Raw genomic sequence first — 19,083 nt, 5'->3', positions numbered from 1 at the left:
CGGTGACAACGGGTGACGGGTGAGCGCCGGAGGGTCGACCGGACGGACGGCGGAGGGACGGCCGGGTGGCTGCCCGGCGGCGCCGGGCGGGCGCGGAGGGGGCGCGCGGTGCTCACGGAGGCCCTCTTGCGACGCCTTTGCAGTTGGCCGATAGTCTCAAAAGACCGGTCGCCTCGAACCGGCCACGACCCGACCGAACCAGCCATGGCCCAACGGGGCCGCGAGAGCAGCCGCGAGAAGCGGAGCGCGTCATGCATGTGCCCGACGGATTCATCAACGCACCCGTCTCAGCGGGGACGGGCGCCGTGGCGGCCGTCGCCGTCGCGGTCTCGCTGCGCGGGGCGCGGCGTGAGCTGAGCGGCGGCCCCGGCGAGGCGGGCGAGCGGACGGCACCCCTGGCCGGACTGGTCGCCGCCTTCATCTTCGCCGTCCAGATGCTCAACTTCCCCGTGGCCGCCGGCACCAGCGGCCATCTGCTCGGCGGCGCGCTCGCCGCCATCCTCGTCGGCCCGTATACGGGTGTGCTGTGCGTATCCGTCGTCCTGCTCCTCCAGGGCGTGCTGTTCGCCGACGGCGGGCTGACCGCGCTGGGCACCAACATCACCGACATGGGCGTGGTCACCGTCCTGGTCGCCTACGGCCTCTTCCGGGGGCTGCTGCGGCTGCTTCCCCGCGCGCGCAGCGCCGTGACCATCGCCTCCTTCGTGGCAGCGCTGGTCTCCGTGCCCGCGGCGGCCACGGCCTTCACCGGCATCTACGCGCTCGGCGGCACGACCGATGTCTCGCTCGGCAAGGTGTTCGCCGCGATGGTCGGCGTGCACGTGCTGATCGGCATCGGCGAGGCCGTGATCACCGCGCTGACGGTGGGCGCGGTGGTGGCCGTACGCCCCGACCTGGTGTACGCGGCACGCGACCGCCTCGCCGTACGCCTCGAACTGCGCACCTCCCCGCTCGCGGCCCCCGGCGGCGCCTCTCCCCGCCCCGCCCCCGGGCCGTCCCCCGCTTCCGCTTCCGAGCCCGGACCCGCTCCCGATTCCGCCCCGGAGACCGCCCCCGCGCCGGTCGCGGCTTCCGGCGCCGCCTCCCCGCGCCGCCGGTCGGTCCGGCCGCTGTGGATCACCGGGATCATCGTGACCGTGCTGTGCGCGGGCGGGCTCAGCTTCTACGCCTCGGCCAGCCCCGACGGCCTGGAGAAGGTCGCCGCCGACAACGGCATCGACGAGAAGGCCCAGGACCACTCCGCCAAGGACTCCCCACTCGCCGATTACGGGGTCAAGGACATCTCCAGCCCCCGCCTGTCCGGGGGGCTGGCGGGGGTCATCGGCGCGGGGGCCACCCTGGCGCTCGGCTCGGGCGTCTTCCTCGTCCTGCGCCGCCGCACCCGCACGGAGCCGTCATCCGGCGCGGCGGGCCAGGGCCTGCCCCGTTCCTCCACCTCCGAGCGATAGGCGAGGCGGCGCACGATGGGAGCGGGGCACTCGCACACGCTGTACCGGCACGGGCACTCACCCGTGCACGCGCTGCCCGCGCACTGCAAGCTGGCGGCGGTCTTCTGTTTCGTCGTGCTGGTCGTCGCCACCCCGCGCGCGGCGGTGTGGGCCTTCGGCGCGTACGCGCTGCTGCTGGCCGGGGTGGCCGTGGCCGCGCGGGTGCCCGCGCGGCATGTGCTGACGCGGATGCTGATCGAGGTGCCGTTCGTGGCCTTCGCCGTGCTGCTGCCGTTCGTGGCCGAGGGGCAGCGGGTCACGGTGTGGGGGCTGTCCCTGTCCGAGTCCGGGCTGTGGGGCGCCTGGAACGTGCTGGCCAAGGGGACGCTCGGGGTCGCCGCCTCCGTGCTGCTGGCCACCACGACCCGGCTGGATGAACTCCTGCTGGGGCTGGCGCGGCTGCGGCTCCCGCCGCTGCTGTGCCAGATCGCGACGTTCATGGTCCGCTACGGCGATGTCATCTCCGGCGAGCTGCGCCGCATGCGCACCGCCCGCCTCTCGCGCGGCTTCGAGGCCCGCGGCCCGCGCCACTGGGGCGTGCTGGCCAAGTCGGCCGGGGCGCTGTTCATCCGCTCCTACGAGCGCGGCGAACGCGTCCACCTCGCGATGCTCAGCCGGGGCTATACGGGCAGCATGCCGCCCGCGCTCGCCGACGGGCCCGCGAGCCGCGCCGCATGGACGCGCTCGGCCGCGCTGCCGCTCACCGCCCTCGCGATCTGCCTGTTGGGATGGACCCTGTGAACCGGACGGAACCTTTGCCCCGCACCGCTGCCGAAGCCGCCCGCACCGCCGCCGGCCAGGACCGCGCCACCGGCGCGCCCCGGCCCGCCGCCGAGACCCCCTCGCTCCAGGTGAGCGGCCTCGCCTACGCCTACCCGGACGGCCACCAGGCGCTGTTCGGCGTCGATCTGACCGTGCCGCGCGGCCAGCGCGTCGCGCTGCTGGGCCCCAACGGCGCGGGCAAGACCACGCTGGTGCTGCACCTCAACGGCATCCTCACGGCCGGGGCCGGCGGTGTGACGGTCGGGGGGCTGCCGGTGGAGCGCGCGCACCTGGCGGAGATCAGGCGCCGGGTCGGGATCGTCTTCCAGGACCCCGACGATCAGCTGTTCATGCCGACGGTCCGCGAGGACGTCGCCTTCGGCCCGGCCGCCGCCGGACTGCGCGGCGCCGAGCTGGCGGCGCGGGTGCGGGAGGCGCTGGAGCGGGTCGGCATGGCCGAGCACGCCGACCGGGCCCCGCACCACCTCTCCTTCGGTCAGCGGCGCCGGGTCGCGGTGGCCACGGTGCTGGCGGGCCGCCCCGAGATCCTCGTCCTGGACGAGCCCTCCTCCAACCTCGACCCCGCGGCCCGCCGGGAACTCGCCGACCTCATCCGCTCCCTGGACCTGACCGTGCTGATGGTCACCCACGACCTGCCCTACGCGCTGGAGCTGTGCCCGCGCTCGGTCGTGCTCAGCGACGGGGTGCTGGTCGCCGACGGCACCACCCAGGACCTGCTCTCCGACGCCGAGCTGATGCGCGCCCACCGCCTCGAACTCCCCTTCGGCTTCGATCCCCGCTCCGTCAGCGTCCCCGCCGCCTGACGCCGCCGCGCGGATCGCCTGACGCCGCGGATCGCCTGACACCGCAGCGCGGTCCGTCCGACCGGGCTCCCGATTCGCCCAGATTGCCGGGCTCCGCCCTCTCGTCGGTCCGAAACCCGGTGCACCGCGCGGCGGAGCCCCGTAGCACCATGGAAGGGGCGGCGGAGGCGAAGCCCTCTGAAGGCGTCTCAAAAGCGCCATGAAGGCGACAGGAGCGGAACAAGCGTGGCAGAGGTCGTTCAGGGGACGGTTGCGGACGGGTACGAGGCCGTCAGGGACGCCTTCACAAGGAACTTCGAGGAGCGCGGCGAGCGCGGCGCGGCCCTCACCGTGCACCGCCACGGCCGCACGGTCGTCGATCTGTGGGGCGGCATCACCGACCCGGCCGACCCCGGGTCCACACGCTGGACGGCGGACACGGCCGTCATCATCCGCTCCGCCACCAAAGGGCTGGCGGCGGCCGTACCGCATCTGCTGCACCAGCGCGGCCAGCTCGACCTCGACGCCCCGGTGGGCACCTACTGGCCGCAGTTCAAGGCGGCGGGCAAGGAGCGCGTCCTGGTACGGCACCTGCTCGCGCACCGCGCCGGGCTGCCCGCGCCGCAGACGCCGCTGACCCCCGAACAGGCCCTCGACGGGGTGACGGGGCCCCGCATGCTCGCCGCGCAGGCCCCCGCCTGGCAGCCGGGCACCGCGCACGGATACCACGCGCACACCTACGGCTGGCTGCTGTCGGAGCTGGTGGGCCGGGCGAGCGGCGGGCGGAGCCTGGGGCGCTGGTTCGCCGAGGAGATAGCCGGCCCCCTCGGGCTCGACCTGTGGATCGGCCTGCCCGCGCACCTCGCCGGGACGGGCGCGGACGGATCCGGCGGCGACGGGTCCGGCGCCGCGCGGCGCGTGGCGCGCGTCGCGGAGCTGACGGCCCCCGAACCGGCGCCGGGCGCGCTGCGGCTGCGGCCCAAGCGCGCGGTGACCGACGCGTACGCCGATCCGCGCTCCCTCACCCGCCGCGCCTTCGACGCGCTGACACCGCGCCCCGACGAGAACGATCCGGCCTACCGGGCGGCCGAGCTGCCCGCCGCGAACGGCATCGGCACAGCCCGCTCGCTCTCCGCCTTCTACGCGGCCCTCATCGGGGACGCACCCGCAGCGGCGCCCGGCACGGCTCCGGGGGCGGGCGGGGCCGCCGGTACCGGCCGGCACCCGCGCGCCCGGCGGCTGTTCACGGCCGCCACACTCGCCCAGGCCCGCTCGGAGGAGTCCGGGGGGCCGGACCGGGTGCTGGTCGTCAACACCCGTTTCGGACTGGGCTACATGCTGCACGGCTCGGCCTGCCCCCTGCTCGGCCCCGGCTCCTTCGGCCACCCCGGGCGGGGCGGTTCGCTGGGCTTCGCCGACCCGGAGTCGGGCACCTCGTTCGGCTATGTGACCAACACCCTGCACCGCTCCGTCACCAGCGACCCCCGCACTCAGGCCCTGGTCCGCACCCTGCGCACCCTGGTGAACTGACCCCACGGGCTGAGACCGGAGCGGAGACCGGGGCCGGGGCCCTTCTGGGTCGCGGCGGCCGCGGCTACAGGGGGCGGACGAGCGTGGCGCCCGGGGCCGGGCCGGTGGTGGGGCGGGCGGCGCGGCAGGTGCCGGAGGCCAGCAGCGCCTGGGCCGTACGGGCCGCCGAGTCCGCGTCGTTCATCAAGAACGCGCAGGTCGGGCCGGATCCGGACACCAGCCCCGCCAGCGCGCCCGCCGCGACTCCCGCCTCCAGGGTCTCCGCCAGCGCGGGCCGCAGGGAGACAGCCGCCGGCTGGAGGTCGTTGCGCAGCGTGGCGGCCAGCGCGTCCGCGTCCCCGGCGCGCAGCGCCGCCAGCAGTTCGGGCGCGGGCTCGGGGTCGGGCACACTGGCGGCGCCCGAGCCCGTCCCGGCCGCCTCCCGCAGCCGGTCGCACTCGCGGTAGACCTCGGGCGTGGACAGGCCGCCGTCGGCGATGGCGAAGACCCAGTGGAAGGTGCCGGTCACCTCCAGCGGCGTCAGGATCTCCCCCCGGCCTCGGCCCAGCGCAGCGCCGCCCAGCAGGCTGAAGGGCACATCGGAGCCCAACTCGGCGCACAGCTCCAGCAGTTCCTCACGCGGGGTCCGCGTCTCCCACAGCGTGTCGCACGCCAGCAGGGCGCCCGCCGCGTCCGCGCTGCCGCCCGCCATGCCGCCCGCGACGGGGACGTCCTTGGCGATGTGCAGGTGTACGTCGGGCGCCAGGCCGTGCCGCCGCGCCAGCAGCCGGGCCGCGCGCACCGCGAGGTTGCTGTCGTCCAGCGGGATCTGCGCGGCATCCGGCCCGGAGGCCGTCAGCAGGGGCGCCTCGGCGCGGGTGGCGCTGATCGAGTCGTAGAGGCCGACGGCGAGGAAGACATTGGCCAGGCCGTGGAAGCCGTCGGCACGCAGACCGCCCACCGAGAGCTGGACGTTGACCTTGGCCGGTACGCGGACGGTGACGGTGCTGGTCGCGGTGGACCCGGGAGGCTGGGAGGACTGGGCGGACTGGGTCACGGGGTGTGCTCCTCCTGTGCGGCGGCTGCGGACCGCCTCTTCCAAGCTTCCTGGACTTCCTGAGCGTCCGCGGCGTCCTGGACGTCCGGGGTGCCCGCGCCGCGCGGGCCCCGCTCGGCGATGGCGGCGAACTCGGCGACCGTCAGCGACTCGCCGCGCGCCTGGGGCGAGACGCCCGCGGCGCGCAGCGCCGCCTCGGCAGCCGCGCCCGAGCCCGCCCACCCGGCGAGTGCGGCGCGCAGTGTCTTGCGGCGCTGGGCGAAGGCCGCGTCCACGACGGCGAAGACCTCCTCGCGGCTCGCGCTCGTCTGCGGCGGGCGCGGCCGGCGCACCAGCGAGACCAGCCCGGAATCGACGTTCGGCGCGGGCCAGAACACGTTGCGCCCGATGGCGCCTGCCCGCTTGACCTCGCAGTACCAGGCGGCCTTCACCGAGGGCACGCCGTACACCTTCGAACCGGGCGCCGCCGCCAGCCGGTCGGCGACCTCCGCCTGCACCATCACCAGCGTGCGCTCGATGCCGGGGAACGTCGCCAGCATGTGCAGCAGCACCGGAACGGCCACGTTGTAGGGGAGGTTGGCCACCAGCGCGGTCGGCGCCCGCCCCGGCAGCCGCGTCACCCGCAGCGCGTCCTCGTGGACGAGCGAGAAGCGATCGGCACGCTCGGGCAGCCGGGCCCGGACGGTCGCGGGCAGCGCGGCGGCGAGCACGTCGTCGATCTCGACGGCGGTCACCCGCTCCGCCGTCTCCAGCAGCGCCAGCGTGAGCGAGCCGAGACCCGGGCCGATCTCCAGCACGGTGTCGTCCGGGCGGACCCCGGCCGTGCGCACGATCCGGCGCACCGTGTTGGGGTCGATGACGAAGTTCTGGCCGCGCTGCTTGGTGGGGCGCACCCCCAGGGCCCCGGCCAGCTCACGGACGTCGGCGGGCCCCAGCAGGGCCTCGCCGCCCGTAGCGCCCGCACCGGCCCCGGAGGGGGCGTCGTGGGAGGACTCGTCAGGGGGATCGGAAGGGGAATCGGCAGGGGCAGCGCTCACTGCGACAGTTTACGGCCGCACACCGGCCAGGGACTCGCCCCCCGTTTCACATAGAGCTTCTTGGCGCGCAGCGTCTGTTCCCCGGCCGGTGCGTCCTGCGGGCGCCCGCTGCCGCCGAGGCTGTGCCAGGTGTGGGTGTCGAACTGGTAGAGGCCCCCGTAGGTGCCCGTCGAGTCCACCGCGTGCGGCCGGCCGCCGGACTCGCACTGCGCCAGCCCCTGCCAGTTGAGCCCCTCGGCGCCCCGCACGGCTGCGGGCAGCTTCTTGGTGCCGACCTTGATGACCTGCGTCCGGGGTGCGCGGATCAACTCGCTGCCGGTCTCGCGCGGGCGCTGCCGGACGCCGTTGACGGTGCGCAGCTCGAAGGTGACCTTCCGCAGGCCCGTCATGCCCTGCGCCACCACGACCTCCGTGCCCTCCTGGAGATCCGGGTCGGGGCGGCGCACGGTGTGGAAGGGGATGCGCTCCTCGCGGCTCTGCTCGCTGCCCTTGATGCGCATGACCGTGATGGTCTGCCCGTCGCGCGGGAAGCTGGTGAGCGGCACGGAGGCGGTGTCCTGATCGCGCAGCGCGATCCCGGCGTCGTCGAGTGCCTCCCCGACGCTCGCCGCGTTGGTGCGCACCTGCTGTTCCCTGCTGTCCACCAGGAACGTGAGGGTCCGCTCCGTCCACACCTCCAGCTCTCTGCCGCTGCGGGGAATCGGCGCGGAGCGCGGGGCGGAGATCCGCGCGCCCGCGGCGCGCACCCCCAGCTCGCGCAGCGCGCCGCCCACCGTCTCCGCCGTCGCCCACACCTGGCGGCGGTGCCCGTCGAGCGTGAGCGCGAGGGGACGCCCGTAGCGGACGGCCACCTCGTCGCCGTGCGCCAGCGGCGCGGCCCTGCCCGGCAGCACCGTGTCGTGGCCGCCCAGCCGCACGCCCTCGTCCTCCAGCAGCTGCGTCACATCGCCCGCGAAGGTGTGCAGGGTGCGCCGCTGACCGTCCACCTCCAGCTCAACTGCCTTGTCGTAGGCGACGAAAGCCGAGGTGCCGCCCGCGAGGAACGCCACCACCAGTGCCTGGGGCAGCAGTTTGCGCAGCAGCTCGCCCTGCCCGGCGCCCCGCCTGCGCCGCCGCCGTGCCGCGGCCCGCCGCCGCTCCGCCCGCCCCCCGCGCTGACCGGGCACCCGCGCCGGACGCCCGGACACCTCCGGCCGGTACCCGTGCGGCTCGTACCCGTGCGGCTCGTACCCGTGCGGCTGGTACCCGAAGGACTCGCGGCCGTACGGCTCGTGCCCGTGGGGCTCGTACGCGTACGGCTCGTACGCGTAGGACGCGTGCTCATACGGAGCCGGGGGCGGGGGCGGGGGCGGCGAAAGGGAAGGCGGGTGGGGCGGAGGGGGCGAAGAAAGAGCAGCGAATTGCACCGTCGGCGACTGGCTCACACGTACTCCCAGCGATCCGGCCTGAGTGAGCCTGTAGGACAGGCCCGCCGGGCGGGGACTGTAGCCGAGCTTCCGTCACTCTCCCAATTCGCGTGAATACGTTGTGTCGCCGGGATGGGCCGTCCCGTGGGCGGCGGGGGCAGGGAGTCTCAGTAGCCGAACGCGCGCGCCGTGTTGGCGGCGACGTGCGTGGCCAGCGACGTCTCCGGCATGCCCAGGGTCTCGGCCATCGCGCGCAGCGTGACCGGAATCAGATAGGGCGCGTTGGGTCGACCGCGGTAGGGCGCGGGCGTCAGGAACGGGGCGTCGGTCTCCACCAGCACCAGCTCCGGGGGTGCGACGGCGAGCGCTTCGCGCAGCGGCCGGGCGTTCTTGAAGGTGACGTTCCCCGCGAAGGACATGAACCAGCCCTTCGCCGCGCACAGTTGTGCCATCTCCGCGTCGCCCGAATAGCAGTGGAAGACGGTCCGTTCGGGTGCGCCTTCCTCCGCCAGGATCCGCAGTACGTCCTGGTGCGCCTCGCGGTCGTGAATGACCAGCGCCTTGTCCAGCCGCTTGGCCAACTCGATGTGAGCGCGGAAGGAACGCTGCTGGGCCTCGACGCCCTCGGGCCCGGTGCGGAAGTAGTCCAGACCGGTCTCCCCGACGGCCAGTACCTCGGGGAGCGCGGCGAGCTTCCCGATGCCGGCCAGCGCCTCGTCCAGCAGGCCGTCGCCGCCCTCGGCGGCCAGCCGGGGCGCCTCGTTCGGGTGCAGGGCCACCGCGGCCCACACGCTCTCGTGGTCGGCGGCCACCTGCGCGGCCCAGCGCGAGCGCTCCAGATCGCAGCCGACCTGGACAAGCGTCTCCACCCCCACGGAGGAGGCCGCGGCCAGCGCTTCGGCGACGGAGGGCTCCTGCATGTCGAGATGGGTGTGCGAGTCCGCGACCGGCACCGCGAGCGGCTCGGGCAGCGGGGGCGGCTCCTGGGCGCGGGCCCGCCGCTCGATCCGCTCCGGCCGGTGAGGGCGTTCGGGCTCGGAAGGTCCTTGGGGGGCGGAGTGCGGCATGCCCGCGATGATAATTCGCGGCCGGGCGCCGCACGCGTGCCGGTGTGCGCAGGGTCCGAGCCGGTGGTGAGCGGGCCCGAGCCGGTGGTCAGGACCCGAGCCGGGCCGTCACGTACCGGGTCCTGCCGGGCCGGTACGTGACGGCCCGCCGCTCAGTGGTGCGGAAGGGCGGCCGTCGCCGTGGAGACGCGGCCGGAGCGCATGATCCGCACGGCGTGCCCGTCGCAGTAGTCGCACGTGGGCCTGGTGAGAGGGGAAGGGACGCGTTCCCCGTTCGCGTAATACACGACCAACGGCCTGCCGTCGGCATATTCGCGATGCTTTATCTCGTATTCCTGCTCCCACCCGTGCCCGCACTTCATGCAGGCGAAGGAATATGACTCGTGGACCGTGTTCCCGGTGGTCCCGGCGTTCGTGTCCATGCCGCTGTCGTGCTTCATCGCAGCTCCTTTCCCTGGGCCAGGAGGCCCACTGCCAGTGGACTCCTCCAGGGAGGCAAGCGCAGCAGCCGTGCCCTTCTATTGAGGGAGATTTTGTTGAGGCGTCAATGTGCGACCCATCGGCGAGGCATGCTCTTTGCCTTTTCGCGTGACTCCTTTACCCGGAATATACGAGCCGGAGGGGTGCCGGGAGATACATGAGCCGGGCCCGACTCGATAGCCGCGCGGCGCCCGGAGGCCAAGTATCAAGAATGCGTTAAGAATTCGCTTTCCCGGGGGCGCGGCCGCCTTGTCGGTCGCCGGCCTCATGGGTCGCGCCGGACTTGCCGCCCGCCCCGGACTTATGGGCCACCACGGCGTCGAAGACCTCCCGCTTGGGCACCGAAGCCTCCCGCGCGACCTGGGCGATGGCCTCCTTGCGCCGCTCGCCCGCCTCCTCGCGCACCGCGACCCGGCGCGCCAGCTCCGCCGCGTCCAGCTCGCCCGGATCCGGCTCCCCGGCACCCCGCACCACGACCGTGATCTCCCCGCGCACCCCCTCGGCGGCCCACTCGGCCAGCTCCTGGAGCGGGCCGCGCCGCACCTGTTCGTAGGTCTTGGTCAGCTCGCGGCACACCGCCGCTTCCCGGTCGGGGCCGAAGACCTCGGCCATCGCGCGCAGCGTGGCCTCCACCCGGTGCGGGGACTCGAAGTAGACCAGCGTGCGCCGCTCGCCGACCGCCTCGCGCAGCCTGCCGAGGCGCTCGCCCTGCTTGCGCGGCAAGAAGCCCTCGAAGCAGAAGCGGTCCACCGGCAGCCCGGAGACGGCGAGCGCCGTGAGCACCGCCGAGGGCCCCGGCACCGCCGTGACCCGTACCCCGCGCTCCACGGCGGCGGCCACCAGCCGGTAGCCGGGGTCGGAGACGGACGGCATGCCCGCGTCGGTCACCAGCACCACACGCGCCCCGCCCGCCAGCGCGTCGGCGAGCTCCGGGGTGCGGGCCGACTCGTTGCCCTCGAAGTAGGAGACGATCCGGCCCGGCGGCTCGACGCCCAGCGCCTGCGTCAGCCGGCGCAGCCGCCGGGTGTCCTCGGCCGCCACGAGGTCGGCCGCCGCGAGTTCGGCCGCGAGCCGGGGCGGGGCGTCGGAGGGGTCGCCGATGGGGGTCCCGGCCAGTACGAGCGTTCCAGTCACCCGCCCATCCTCGCAGCGGCGGCCAGGCTCCCGCGCACAGCGCCCCCCGCTATCCCTACGATGGCCCGCGTGACGACCAGTGACACCGTGGTGGACGCCCGGCAACCGCGAGGCGACCCAGACGCCCTGCCCACCTGGCAGGTCCGCCTGCGTCGCTTCGGATATGTGCCCAGGAGCCGGCCGGGCGTGGACGAGCGGCTGGTACCGCCCTTCCCCAGCCCCGAACCCCGGGTGGCGGCGGTCTTCGGGCTGTCTCCCCAGGCGGCGGTCCGGCTCGCCCGCTGGTCCGCCTGGGGCGCGCCGCTGCTGGTCGCGCTGCTGGCCGGGGTGCTGCGGTTCTGGCAACTCGGTTCGCCGCACGCGGTGATATTCGACGAGACGTACTACGCCAAGGACGCCTGGTCGCTGCTGCACCACGGCTACGAGGCCACCTGGCCGGACAAGGCCAACGACCAGATCCTCGCCGACCCGCAGCGCATCCCCCTGTCCGACCGGGGCTCCTACGTCGTCCACCCGCCGGTCGGAAAGTGGATCATCGCGCTGGGCGAGGGCCTGTTCGGCCTGCACCCCTTCGGCTGGCGGTTCATGACGGCGCTGCTCGGCACCCTCTCGGTGCTGATGCTGTGCCGTATCGGCCGCAGGCTCTTCCGTTCGACGGCGCTCGGCTGTCTGGCGGGCGCGCTGATGGCCGTGGACGGGCTGCACTTCGTGATGAGCCGCGCCGCGCTGCTGGACCTGGTGGTGATGTTCTGGGTGCTGGCGGCCTTCGGCTGTCTGCTCGTGGACCGGGACAGGACCCGCGCCCGGCTGGCCGCCGGACTGCCCCGCCGGGAGACCGAGTCGGGCCCCGGCACCGGCGATGTGCTGACCGACGCGTTCGTCGGGGACCGGGCCGGGCTGGGCTGGCGCCCCTGGCGGCTGCTGGCCGGGCTGTGTCTGGGCCTGGGCGTCGCCACCAAGTGGAACGGCCTCTACGTGCTGGCGGCCTTCGGCATCCTCACCGTGCTGTGGGACATGGGCTCCCGCCGTACCGCAGGGGCCGCGCGCCCCTTCCTCTCCGCACTGCGCAAGGACGCGCTGCCCGCCTTCGTCTCCTTGCCGATCGTGGCGCTCGGCACCTATGTGGCGTCCTGGAGCGGCTGGTTCGCCACCTCCGGCGGCTACTTCAGGGACTGGGCGGACAAGCAGGGCGCCGCGGGCCCCTGGGGCTGGCTGCCGGGGCCGCTGCGCAGCCTGTGGCACTACGAGCACGAGGTCTACGAGTTCCACGTCAACCTCACCTCGGGCCACACCTACCAGTCCAACCCGTGGAGCTGGCTGGTCCTGGGCCGCCCCGTCTCCTACTTCTACGAGTCGCCCAAGGCGGGCGAGGACGGCTGCACCGACCAGGCCAAGGGCTGTGCGCGCGAAGTCCTCGCGCTGGGCACCCCGTTGCTGTGGTGGGCGGGCTGCCTGGCGCTGCTGTACGTCCTCTACCGCTGGTTCTTCCGCCGCGACTGGCGGGCCGGCGCGATCTTGTGCGGGGTGGCGGCCGGCTATCTGCCCTGGTTCATGTACCAGGAGCGGACCATCTTCCTGTTCTACGCCGTGGTGTTCGTCCCGTTCGTCTGCCTCGCCCTGGCGATGGCCGCCGGAGCGCTCGCCGGACCACCGGGCTCCAGCGACCGGCGGCGCACGGTGGGTGTGGCGGCGGCGGGAGTCGTCGGACTGCTCATCGTGTGGAACTTCATCTACTTCTGGCCCATCTACACCGGGCAGACCATTCCGATGGACGAGTGGCGGCACCGGATGTGGTTCGACACCTGGATCTAGCCGGCCGTGTTGTCCGGGGCGCTGTCCGGGCGCGTCGCCATGGCATTCCGACGCGCCCGCACCCCCGCGCGCTCCCGTAACCGGTGTCACCGTGGGTAGTTGACGGGGCATGCACGATGAACGCACCGTAAGGGCGCCCTCCATGTTGCGGCTCGCGGTCGCCTCACTGGCCGGGACGACCATCGAGTTCTACGACTTCTTCGTCTACGGGACCGCCGCCGCACTGGTCCTGGGGCCGCTGTTCTTCCCCACCTTCTCCTCGCTCGCCGGGACGCTGGCCGCCTTCGGGACCTTCGGCGTGGGCTTCGTCGCCCGGCCGCTCGGCTCGGTGCTGTTCGGACACATCGGGGACCGGCACGGCAGACGCCCGGTCCTCCTCGCCTCGCTGCTCCTCACCGGCGCCGCCACGGTCGCGGTCGGCTGCGTGCCGACGTACGACGCGATCGGGGTGGCAGCGCCCGTGCTGCTGCTCGTCCTGCGGTTTCTCCAGGGGCTCGGGCTCGGCGGGGAGTGGGGCGGGGCCGTGCTGCTGACCGCGGAACACGCGCCCGCCGGACGGCGCGCGCTGTGGACGAGCATTCCGCAGGTGGGGCCGTCACTGGGATTCCTGCTCGCCAACGGTGTGGTGCTGGCGCTCTCGGCGACGCTGTCCGAGGCGCAGTTCGCCTCCTGGGGGTGGCGCGTGCCCTTCTGGGCGGCCGGGCTGCTGGCCCTGGCGGGGCTGTGGCTGCGCTCGTCGCTGGCCGAGAGCCCGCGCTTCCACGAGATCGAGGACCACGCGCGGGTGCCGCTCGCCGTCGTCGTGCGCGACCACTGGCGGCTCGTGCTGCTGACCGCGGGCGCGCTCGCGGTGGGCTACGCCATCTTCTACGCCGTATCGACCTGGTCCCTCGCCTACGCGACGGAACGGCTGGGCGTGAGCCGTACCGTCATGCTGACCTGCGTCATGGCCGCCGTGGTGGTGCAGGGCGTCTTGACACCCCCGGCGGCGCTGCTGGGCGACCGCTTCGGCCGGCGGCCCCTGTGCCTGGTGGGATGCGCGGCCTCGGCGCTGTGGATGTTCCCCATGGTCGCGCTGCTGGCCACCGGGGCGCCGCTGTTGATGTTCCTCGGCTTCCTGGGGGCGATGCTGTCGTTCCTCACGATGTTCGCGGTGATCGCCGCGTATCTGCCCGAGTTGTACGAGCCGCGCGTGCGCTGCACCGGGGCCGCGGTCGGCTACAACCTCGGCGGGGTCCTCGGCGGTGCGCTGACGCCGATCGTGGCGACGGCGCTCGCCGAGCGGGGCGGCCCGGTGCCCTGGGGCGTGGCCGCGTATCTCGCGGGGGTCGCCCTGCTGAGCCTGGGCTGCTTCGCACTGCTGCCGGAGACGCGTCCGGTGGGGGTGCTGACGACGGAGCCCGCAGCGGGCTGACCGGCAGGGCTGTCCGACGGGGCTGTCCGGCCGGGCACGGCCTCCGCGCCGGGCGGTTCCGCCCCCCGGTCCAAACCCCCGGAACCGGTGAATCCTGGAATTCTCATCTCCGGAATAGGGGGCTGAACGGGCATACCGGGACACGGGTGATCACGGCCGTGCTCTAGGGTGCCTCGCAACAGAACCTCGGTCGCGTCGGCCGGGGCGGGGCGGAGGGGCAGAATTCGGATGCGCGACTCTCAGAAGATGGCCGTGATCGGCGGGGTGGCCGCCGTTGTCGTCGGGCTCACCGGCGTCGGCGTCTACGCCCTCGTCGGCGGCGACGGTGACGACAAGGGGAACGGCAGCGTCGCCGCCGCCGGGGACGGCAAGGTGCCGCGCCAGATCAAGAAGGGCCCGCTCAGCGCGTCCGAAGTCCGCACCGCGGCCAAGCAGTTCCTCGGCGCCTGGTCCGCCGGCGACACCAAGAAGGCCGCAGCCCTCACCGACGATGCCGAAGCCGCCACCAAGGCCCTCACCGGCTTCCGTACCAAGGGCCACGTGAGCAAAGTCGCCCTCACCCCCCGCGCCGCCAAGGGCGAGCACGTGCCCTTCGCCGTCAGCGCCCGGATCGCCTACAAGCAACAGCGCTCCGCCTTGTCCTACACCTCCTCGCTGGAGATCGTGCGCGACAAGAAGACCGGCGAGCCCCTCGTCGGCTGGCAGCCCGCCGTGCTGCACCCCAAGCTCAAGGACGGGCAGACCATCAGGACCGACGAGTCCGGCACCCCGCCCGTCAAGGCCGTCGATCGCGACGGCGCCCCGCTCACCAAGGACGACCACCCCACGCTGGCGGGCGTCCTCGCCGACGTGGGCAAGCGCTACGGCGACAAGACCGAGGGCTCCTCCGGCGTGCAGACCCGCATCGTCGATGCCGAGGGCAAGGACCAGGACGTACTGCGCCAGCTGTCCAAGCCGACCCCCGGCGAGCTGAAGACGACCATCGACAGCACGGTGCAGACGGTCGCCGAGGCGGCCGTGCGCGGCAAGCCCAAGGCGTCGGTCGTCGCCGTCAAGCCCAGCACCGGCGAGGTCCTGGCCGTCGCCAACTCCCCGGCGAGCGGCTTCAACAGCGCGCTGATGGGCTCCCTGGCACCGGGCTCCACCATGAAGGTGATCACCGGCGAGATGCTGCTGGACAAGGGCCTGGCCTCACCCGGCAGGGTGCACCCGTGCCCGAAGTACTTCACGCACGGCGGCTTCAAGTTCCAGAACGACGACAAGTTCGACATCAAGAACGGCACCTTCGCGCAGAGCTTCGCGCGCTCGTGCAACACCGCGTTCCTCTCCCAGGCCCCCAAGCTGAAGAACGACGACCTCACCAAGGAGGCGCGTGACGTCTTCGGCATCGGCCTGAACTGGAAGACCGGCACGAGCACATTCGACGGCGGCGTGCCGGTGCAGTCCGGCGCGCAGATGGCGGCCTCCCTCATCGGCCAGGGCGCGGTGCGGATGAACCCGCTCACCATGGCGTCCGTCTCCGCGACGGTGCAGAGCGGCACCTTCAGGCAGCCGGTGCTGGTGCCCGCCTCGCTGGACAACCGCACCCTGGCCAAGGCCCCCCGGACGATGAAGCCGCAGGTCAACAAGGACCTCAAGTCCCTGATGAGGACCACGGCGCTCAGCGGCACCGCGGCCGACGCGCTGAAGGGGCTCAGCGGCGACGTCGGCGGCAAGACCGGCTCGGCGGAGGTGGACGGCCAGAAGAAGCCGAACGCCTGGTTCACCGCCTACCGCGGCGACTTGGCCGCGGCGGCGGTCGTCCCGGCCTCCGGCCACGGCGGCGATTTCGCCGGCCCCGTCGTCCGCAAGGTGCTCGACACCGCGGGCTGAGGGCTCGGTTCCCCCAGGGGTGACGAGGGACACTGCCCCGCGCGTTCACCGGGCGGTAGCGTCCCGTTCATGACACAACACACCGTCGCCCGCCCCCGCTTGGAGGCGACACCCCCTGCCCCCGCCGCCGACGCCACCCCCGTGGAGGTGCGGGAGGCGACCGCCTCCTTCGCCGAGTGACCCCGGCAGTCGTCGCCGCGGTCCTGGTAGCGGCACTCACCCACGCGAGCTGGAACGCCCTCGCCCACGGCATCCGTGACCAACTGCTCGCCTTCACCCTCGTCGGGGGCGGCGGCACCCTGTGCGGACTGCTCCTGGCGTGCTTCGCCCCGCTGCCCGCCGCGGCTGCCTGGCCCGCCCTGCTGGCCTCGGTCCTGCTGCACGTCCTCTACCAGATGCTGCTCATGCGCTCCTTCCAGATGGGGGAGTTCGGGCAGATGTATCCCATCGCCCGGGGTACGGCGCCGCTCGTCGTCACCGTGCTGGCCGCCGTCTTCGTGCACGAACTGCCCGGCGGATGGCAGATCGCGGGCGTGCTGCTCAGCTCCGCCGGGCTCGTGGGCGTCGCGCTGTGGGGGCTGCGCGGCCGGCGGGCCGACGGCGCGCCCTCCCAGTGGCCCGCGCTGACCGCCGCCGTGTGCACCGGGCTCGCCATCGCCTCGTACACCGTCGTGGACGGCGTGGGCGTCCGGGCCTCGGGAACCACACTCGGCTACATCGCCTGGCTGATGGCCCTGGAGGGCCTGGCCATCCCCGCCTACGCCCTCGCCACCCGGCGCGGTGCGCTGGCCGCCCAACTGCGGCCCGTCGCGCTGCGCGGCCTGCTGGGCGGCGTGTTGTCGGTGGCGGCCTACGGGCTCGTGCTGTGGGCGCAGACCCGCGCGCCGATGGCGCCGGTGGCGGCGCTGCGGGAGTCGTCGATCATCGCGGGGGCCGCCATCGGCGCGCTCTTCTTCAAAGAGCGCTTCGGCTGGCCGCGTACCGCCGCTTCGGTGCTGATGGTCGGCGGTATCGCCCTGATGCTCCACGGTGGCTGAGCCACAGGGTTCTGGTCCCGGGGTCGGGGGAGCCCCTGTCGGTGATTCGCGGGGCGCGGGTGCGTGGTGGTTGTTCGCGCAGTTCCCCGCGCCCCTTCGGGGGCGCTCCCACAGGTGCGGGAATCGGGGTCGTCCGGGCGGGGCTACCCTGGGGGCTGCCCCCTACAGGAGTGAGATGGCTGTCAATCTCGTCAATCTGGAAGCCGTCGACAAGGTGCACGGCACCCGCGCCCTGCTCGACGCCGTTTCGCTCGGTGTCAGCGAAGGCGACAGGATCGGCGTCGTGGGCCGGAACGGCGACGGCAAGACCACCCTCATCCGGGTCCTCTCCCGGCTGGAGGAGCCGGACAAGGGCCGGGTGACGCACTCGGGCGGGCTGCGCCTGGCGGTGCTGGCCCAGCACGACGCGCTCGATCCGACCGCGACCATCCGGCACGAGGTCATCGGCGACATGGCCGACCACGAGTGGGCGGGCGACGCCAAGATCCGCGACGTGCTCACCGGGCTGTTCGGCGGCCTGGAGCTGCCCGGCTTCCCGCAGGGCCTGGACACCGTGATCGGCCCCCTCTCCGGAGGCGAGCGCCGCCGCATCGCGCTGGCCAGGCTGCTGATCGGCGAGCAGGACCTCATCGTGCTGGACGAGCCGACCAACCACCTCGACGTCGAGGGCATCTCCTGGCTCGCGGGCCATCTGCGCAACCGCCGCTCCGCGCTGGTGTGCGTCACGCACGACCGCTGGTTCCTCGACCAGGTGGCGACCCGCATGTGGGACGTGCAGCGCGGCGCCGTGCACGAGTACGAGGGCGGCTATTCCGACTACGTGTTCGCCCGCGCGGAGCGCGAGCGCATCGCGGCCCAGGAGGAGTCCAAGCGGCAGAACCTCATGCGCAAGGAGCTGGCCTGGCTGCGGCGCGGCCCGCCCGCGCGCACGAGCAAGCCGCGCTTCCGTATCGAGGCCGCGAACGCGCTGATCGAGGAGGAGCCGCCGCCCCGGGACACCACGGAGCTGATGGCCTTCGCCAACTCGCGGCTGGGCAAGACGGTCTTCGACCTGGAGGATGTGACCGTACAGGTCGGCGCGTCCGAGCCGTCGGCCGCGCCGCCACGGGTGCTGATCGAGCACCTGACCTGGCAGCTCGGCCCGGGCGACCGGATCGGCCTGGTGGGGGTCAACGGCGCGGGCAAGACCTCGCTGCTGCGCGCCCTCGCCGACACCGCGCGCACCCGGGGCGAGGAGCCCTCGCCGCTGGTGACCGGGGGGCGGATCAAGGTCGGCAAGACGGTGAAGCTCGCCTACCTCTCCCAGGAGGTCGCCGAGCTGAAGCCGACACTGCGCGTGCTGGAGGCGGTCGAGGCGGTGCGCTCGCGCGTCGATCTGGGCAAGGGGCGCGAGATGACGGCCTCGCAGCTGTGCGAGAAGTTCGGCTTCGTCAAGGAGAAGCAGTGGACGCCGGTCGGTGACCTGTCCGGCGGCGAGCGCCGCCGGCTCCAGATCCTGCGGCTGCTGATGGACGAGCCGAACGTGCTGTTCCTGGACGAGCCCACCAACGACCTGGACATCGAGACCCTGACCCAGCTGGAGGACCTGCTCGACGGCTGGGCCGGATCGCTGGTGGTCATCTCCCACGACCGGTACTTCGTGGAGCGCACCACCGACCGGGTCTACGCGCTGCTGGGTGATGCCACGCTGCGGATGATGCCGCGCGGTATCGACGAGTACCTGGAGCGCAGGGCGCGGGTCTCGGCCCGCGAACAGGCCCCGGCACGCGGAGGATCGGGCTCCGCCGCGCCGGTCACCGCGTCGGCCGCTCCGTCTTCGGCCTCGGCCGCGCCGTCGTCCCCGGCTTCTTCCTCTTCTTCCTCTTCTTCCTCCTCCTCTTCCTCGGCGCCCGTGCTCTCGCGGGCCGCGCAGAAGGAGATGCAGCGCATCGAGCGCCAGGTGGAGAAAGCGGAGCAGCGCGAGGCCGGGCTGCACGATCAGCTGGCCGAGCACGCCACCGACTTCGAGCGGGTGGCCGAACTCGACGCCGAGCTGCGCGAGGTCCGCGCCCGCCGGGAGGAACTGGAGTCGCGCTGGCTGGAGTTGGCCGAGTCGGGCGGGGACTGAGGCGGGGATTGGGTCGGGTTGGTGCGGGCGGGGCCTGCGAGGGGTCTCGGGGCCGATGGTAGAAAGACCCGCACTCATCTGTTCGATGGCGGTTCGCAC

General features: G+C 73.5%; 15 protein-coding genes. 9 read left to right on the top strand and 6 right to left on the bottom strand.

Annotation, left to right across the window (positions count from 1 at the left end):
• Window positions 1-251: 251 nt before the first annotated feature.
• The 4 genes from ABD339_RS18315 to ABD339_RS18300 all read left to right on the top strand — a co-directional run bounded on the left by ABD339_RS18315 (window position 252) and on the right by ABD339_RS18300 (window position 4,582).
• A complete protein-coding gene (locus ABD339_RS18315; RefSeq protein ID WP_344567347.1) occupies window positions 252-1,448 on the top strand; it encodes an energy-coupling factor ABC transporter permease in 1,197 nt (398 codons plus the stop codon).
• 15 nt (window positions 1,449-1,463) lie between these two features.
• Window positions 1,464-2,228, top strand: coding sequence for a cobalt ECF transporter T component CbiQ (cbiQ, locus tag ABD339_RS18310; RefSeq protein WP_344567345.1), 765 nt, complete (start codon window positions 1,464-1,466; stop codon window positions 2,226-2,228).
• A gap of 14 nt (window positions 2,229-2,242) precedes the next feature.
• Window positions 2,243-3,073 (top strand): energy-coupling factor ABC transporter ATP-binding protein, encoded by an 831-nt coding sequence (locus ABD339_RS18305; protein WP_344567343.1) that lies wholly within the window; start codon window positions 2,243-2,245, stop codon window positions 3,071-3,073.
• A 225-nt stretch (window positions 3,074-3,298) separates the two neighbouring features.
• Entirely contained in the window at window positions 3,299-4,582 is a 1,284-nt protein-coding gene (locus ABD339_RS18300; protein WP_344567341.1) for a serine hydrolase domain-containing protein, read from the top strand.
• A gap of 64 nt (window positions 4,583-4,646) precedes the next feature.
• Here ABD339_RS18300 and ABD339_RS18295 read toward each other — a convergent pair whose 3' ends face one another.
• From ABD339_RS18295 to rsmI, 6 genes are all read right to left on the bottom strand, one after another.
• A complete protein-coding gene (locus ABD339_RS18295; protein ID WP_344567339.1) occupies window positions 4,647-5,618 on the bottom strand; it encodes a 4-(cytidine 5'-diphospho)-2-C-methyl-D-erythritol kinase in 972 nt (323 codons plus the stop codon).
• Window positions 5,615-6,556, bottom strand: a complete 942-nt coding sequence (gene rsmA, locus ABD339_RS18290) for a 16S rRNA (adenine(1518)-N(6)/adenine(1519)-N(6))-dimethyltransferase RsmA (protein WP_344567486.1) — start codon at window positions 6,554-6,556, stop codon at window positions 5,615-5,617. Before rsmA ends, ABD339_RS18295 begins: the two co-directional genes overlap by 4 nt.
• Window positions 6,557-6,651: 95 nt before the next feature.
• Window positions 6,652-8,079 carry a resuscitation-promoting factor gene (locus ABD339_RS18285; protein WP_344567338.1) on the bottom strand — a complete coding sequence of 476 codons (1,428 nt, stop codon included), beginning with the start codon at window positions 8,077-8,079 and terminating at the stop codon, window positions 6,652-6,654.
• Window positions 8,080-8,228: 149 nt separating this feature from the next.
• A complete protein-coding gene (locus ABD339_RS18280; RefSeq protein ID WP_344567336.1) occupies window positions 8,229-9,128 on the bottom strand; it encodes a TatD family hydrolase in 900 nt (299 codons plus the stop codon).
• Between the two features lie 152 nt (window positions 9,129-9,280).
• Window positions 9,281-9,568 (bottom strand): hypothetical protein, encoded by a 288-nt coding sequence (locus ABD339_RS18275; RefSeq protein WP_344567334.1) that lies wholly within the window; start codon window positions 9,566-9,568, stop codon window positions 9,281-9,283.
• Window positions 9,569-9,824: 256 nt separating this feature from the next.
• Entirely contained in the window at window positions 9,825-10,742 is a 918-nt protein-coding gene (rsmI, locus tag ABD339_RS18270) for a 16S rRNA (cytidine(1402)-2'-O)-methyltransferase (RefSeq protein WP_344567332.1), read from the bottom strand.
• Window positions 10,743-10,802: 60 nt separating this feature from the next.
• Here rsmI and ABD339_RS18265 point away from each other — a divergent pair, with 60 nt between their 5' ends.
• The 5 genes from ABD339_RS18265 to ABD339_RS18245 all read left to right on the top strand — a co-directional run bounded on the left by ABD339_RS18265 (window position 10,803) and on the right by ABD339_RS18245 (window position 18,984).
• Complete coding sequence (locus tag ABD339_RS18265) at window positions 10,803-12,554, top strand: dolichyl-phosphate-mannose--protein mannosyltransferase (RefSeq protein ID WP_344567330.1); 1,752 nt, start codon at window positions 10,803-10,805, stop codon at window positions 12,552-12,554.
• A gap of 109 nt (window positions 12,555-12,663) precedes the next feature.
• Window positions 12,664-13,968, top strand: a complete 1,305-nt coding sequence (locus tag ABD339_RS18260; RefSeq protein ID WP_344567328.1) for an MFS transporter — start codon at window positions 12,664-12,666, stop codon at window positions 13,966-13,968.
• 228 nt (window positions 13,969-14,196) lie between these two features.
• Window positions 14,197-15,840 carry a penicillin-binding transpeptidase domain-containing protein gene (locus tag ABD339_RS18255; protein WP_344567326.1) on the top strand — a complete coding sequence of 548 codons (1,644 nt, stop codon included), beginning with the start codon at window positions 14,197-14,199 and terminating at the stop codon, window positions 15,838-15,840.
• 176 nt (window positions 15,841-16,016) lie between these two features.
• Window positions 16,017-16,877 (top strand): EamA family transporter, encoded by an 861-nt coding sequence (locus ABD339_RS18250; protein WP_344567324.1) that lies wholly within the window; start codon window positions 16,017-16,019, stop codon window positions 16,875-16,877.
• A 175-nt stretch (window positions 16,878-17,052) separates the two neighbouring features.
• Window positions 17,053-18,984 carry an ABC-F family ATP-binding cassette domain-containing protein gene (locus tag ABD339_RS18245; RefSeq protein ID WP_344567322.1) on the top strand — a complete coding sequence of 644 codons (1,932 nt, stop codon included), beginning with the start codon at window positions 17,053-17,055 and terminating at the stop codon, window positions 18,982-18,984.
• The last annotated feature ends 99 nt before the right edge of the window (window positions 18,985-19,083 follow it).

This window comes from Streptomyces axinellae, from assembly GCF_039532135.1.
Classification (GTDB): domain Bacteria; phylum Actinomycetota; class Actinomycetes; order Streptomycetales; family Streptomycetaceae; genus Streptomyces; species Streptomyces axinellae.
The sequence above is the reverse complement of the archived record's forward strand: the minus strand, read 5'-3'. Positions and strand labels throughout refer to the sequence as shown.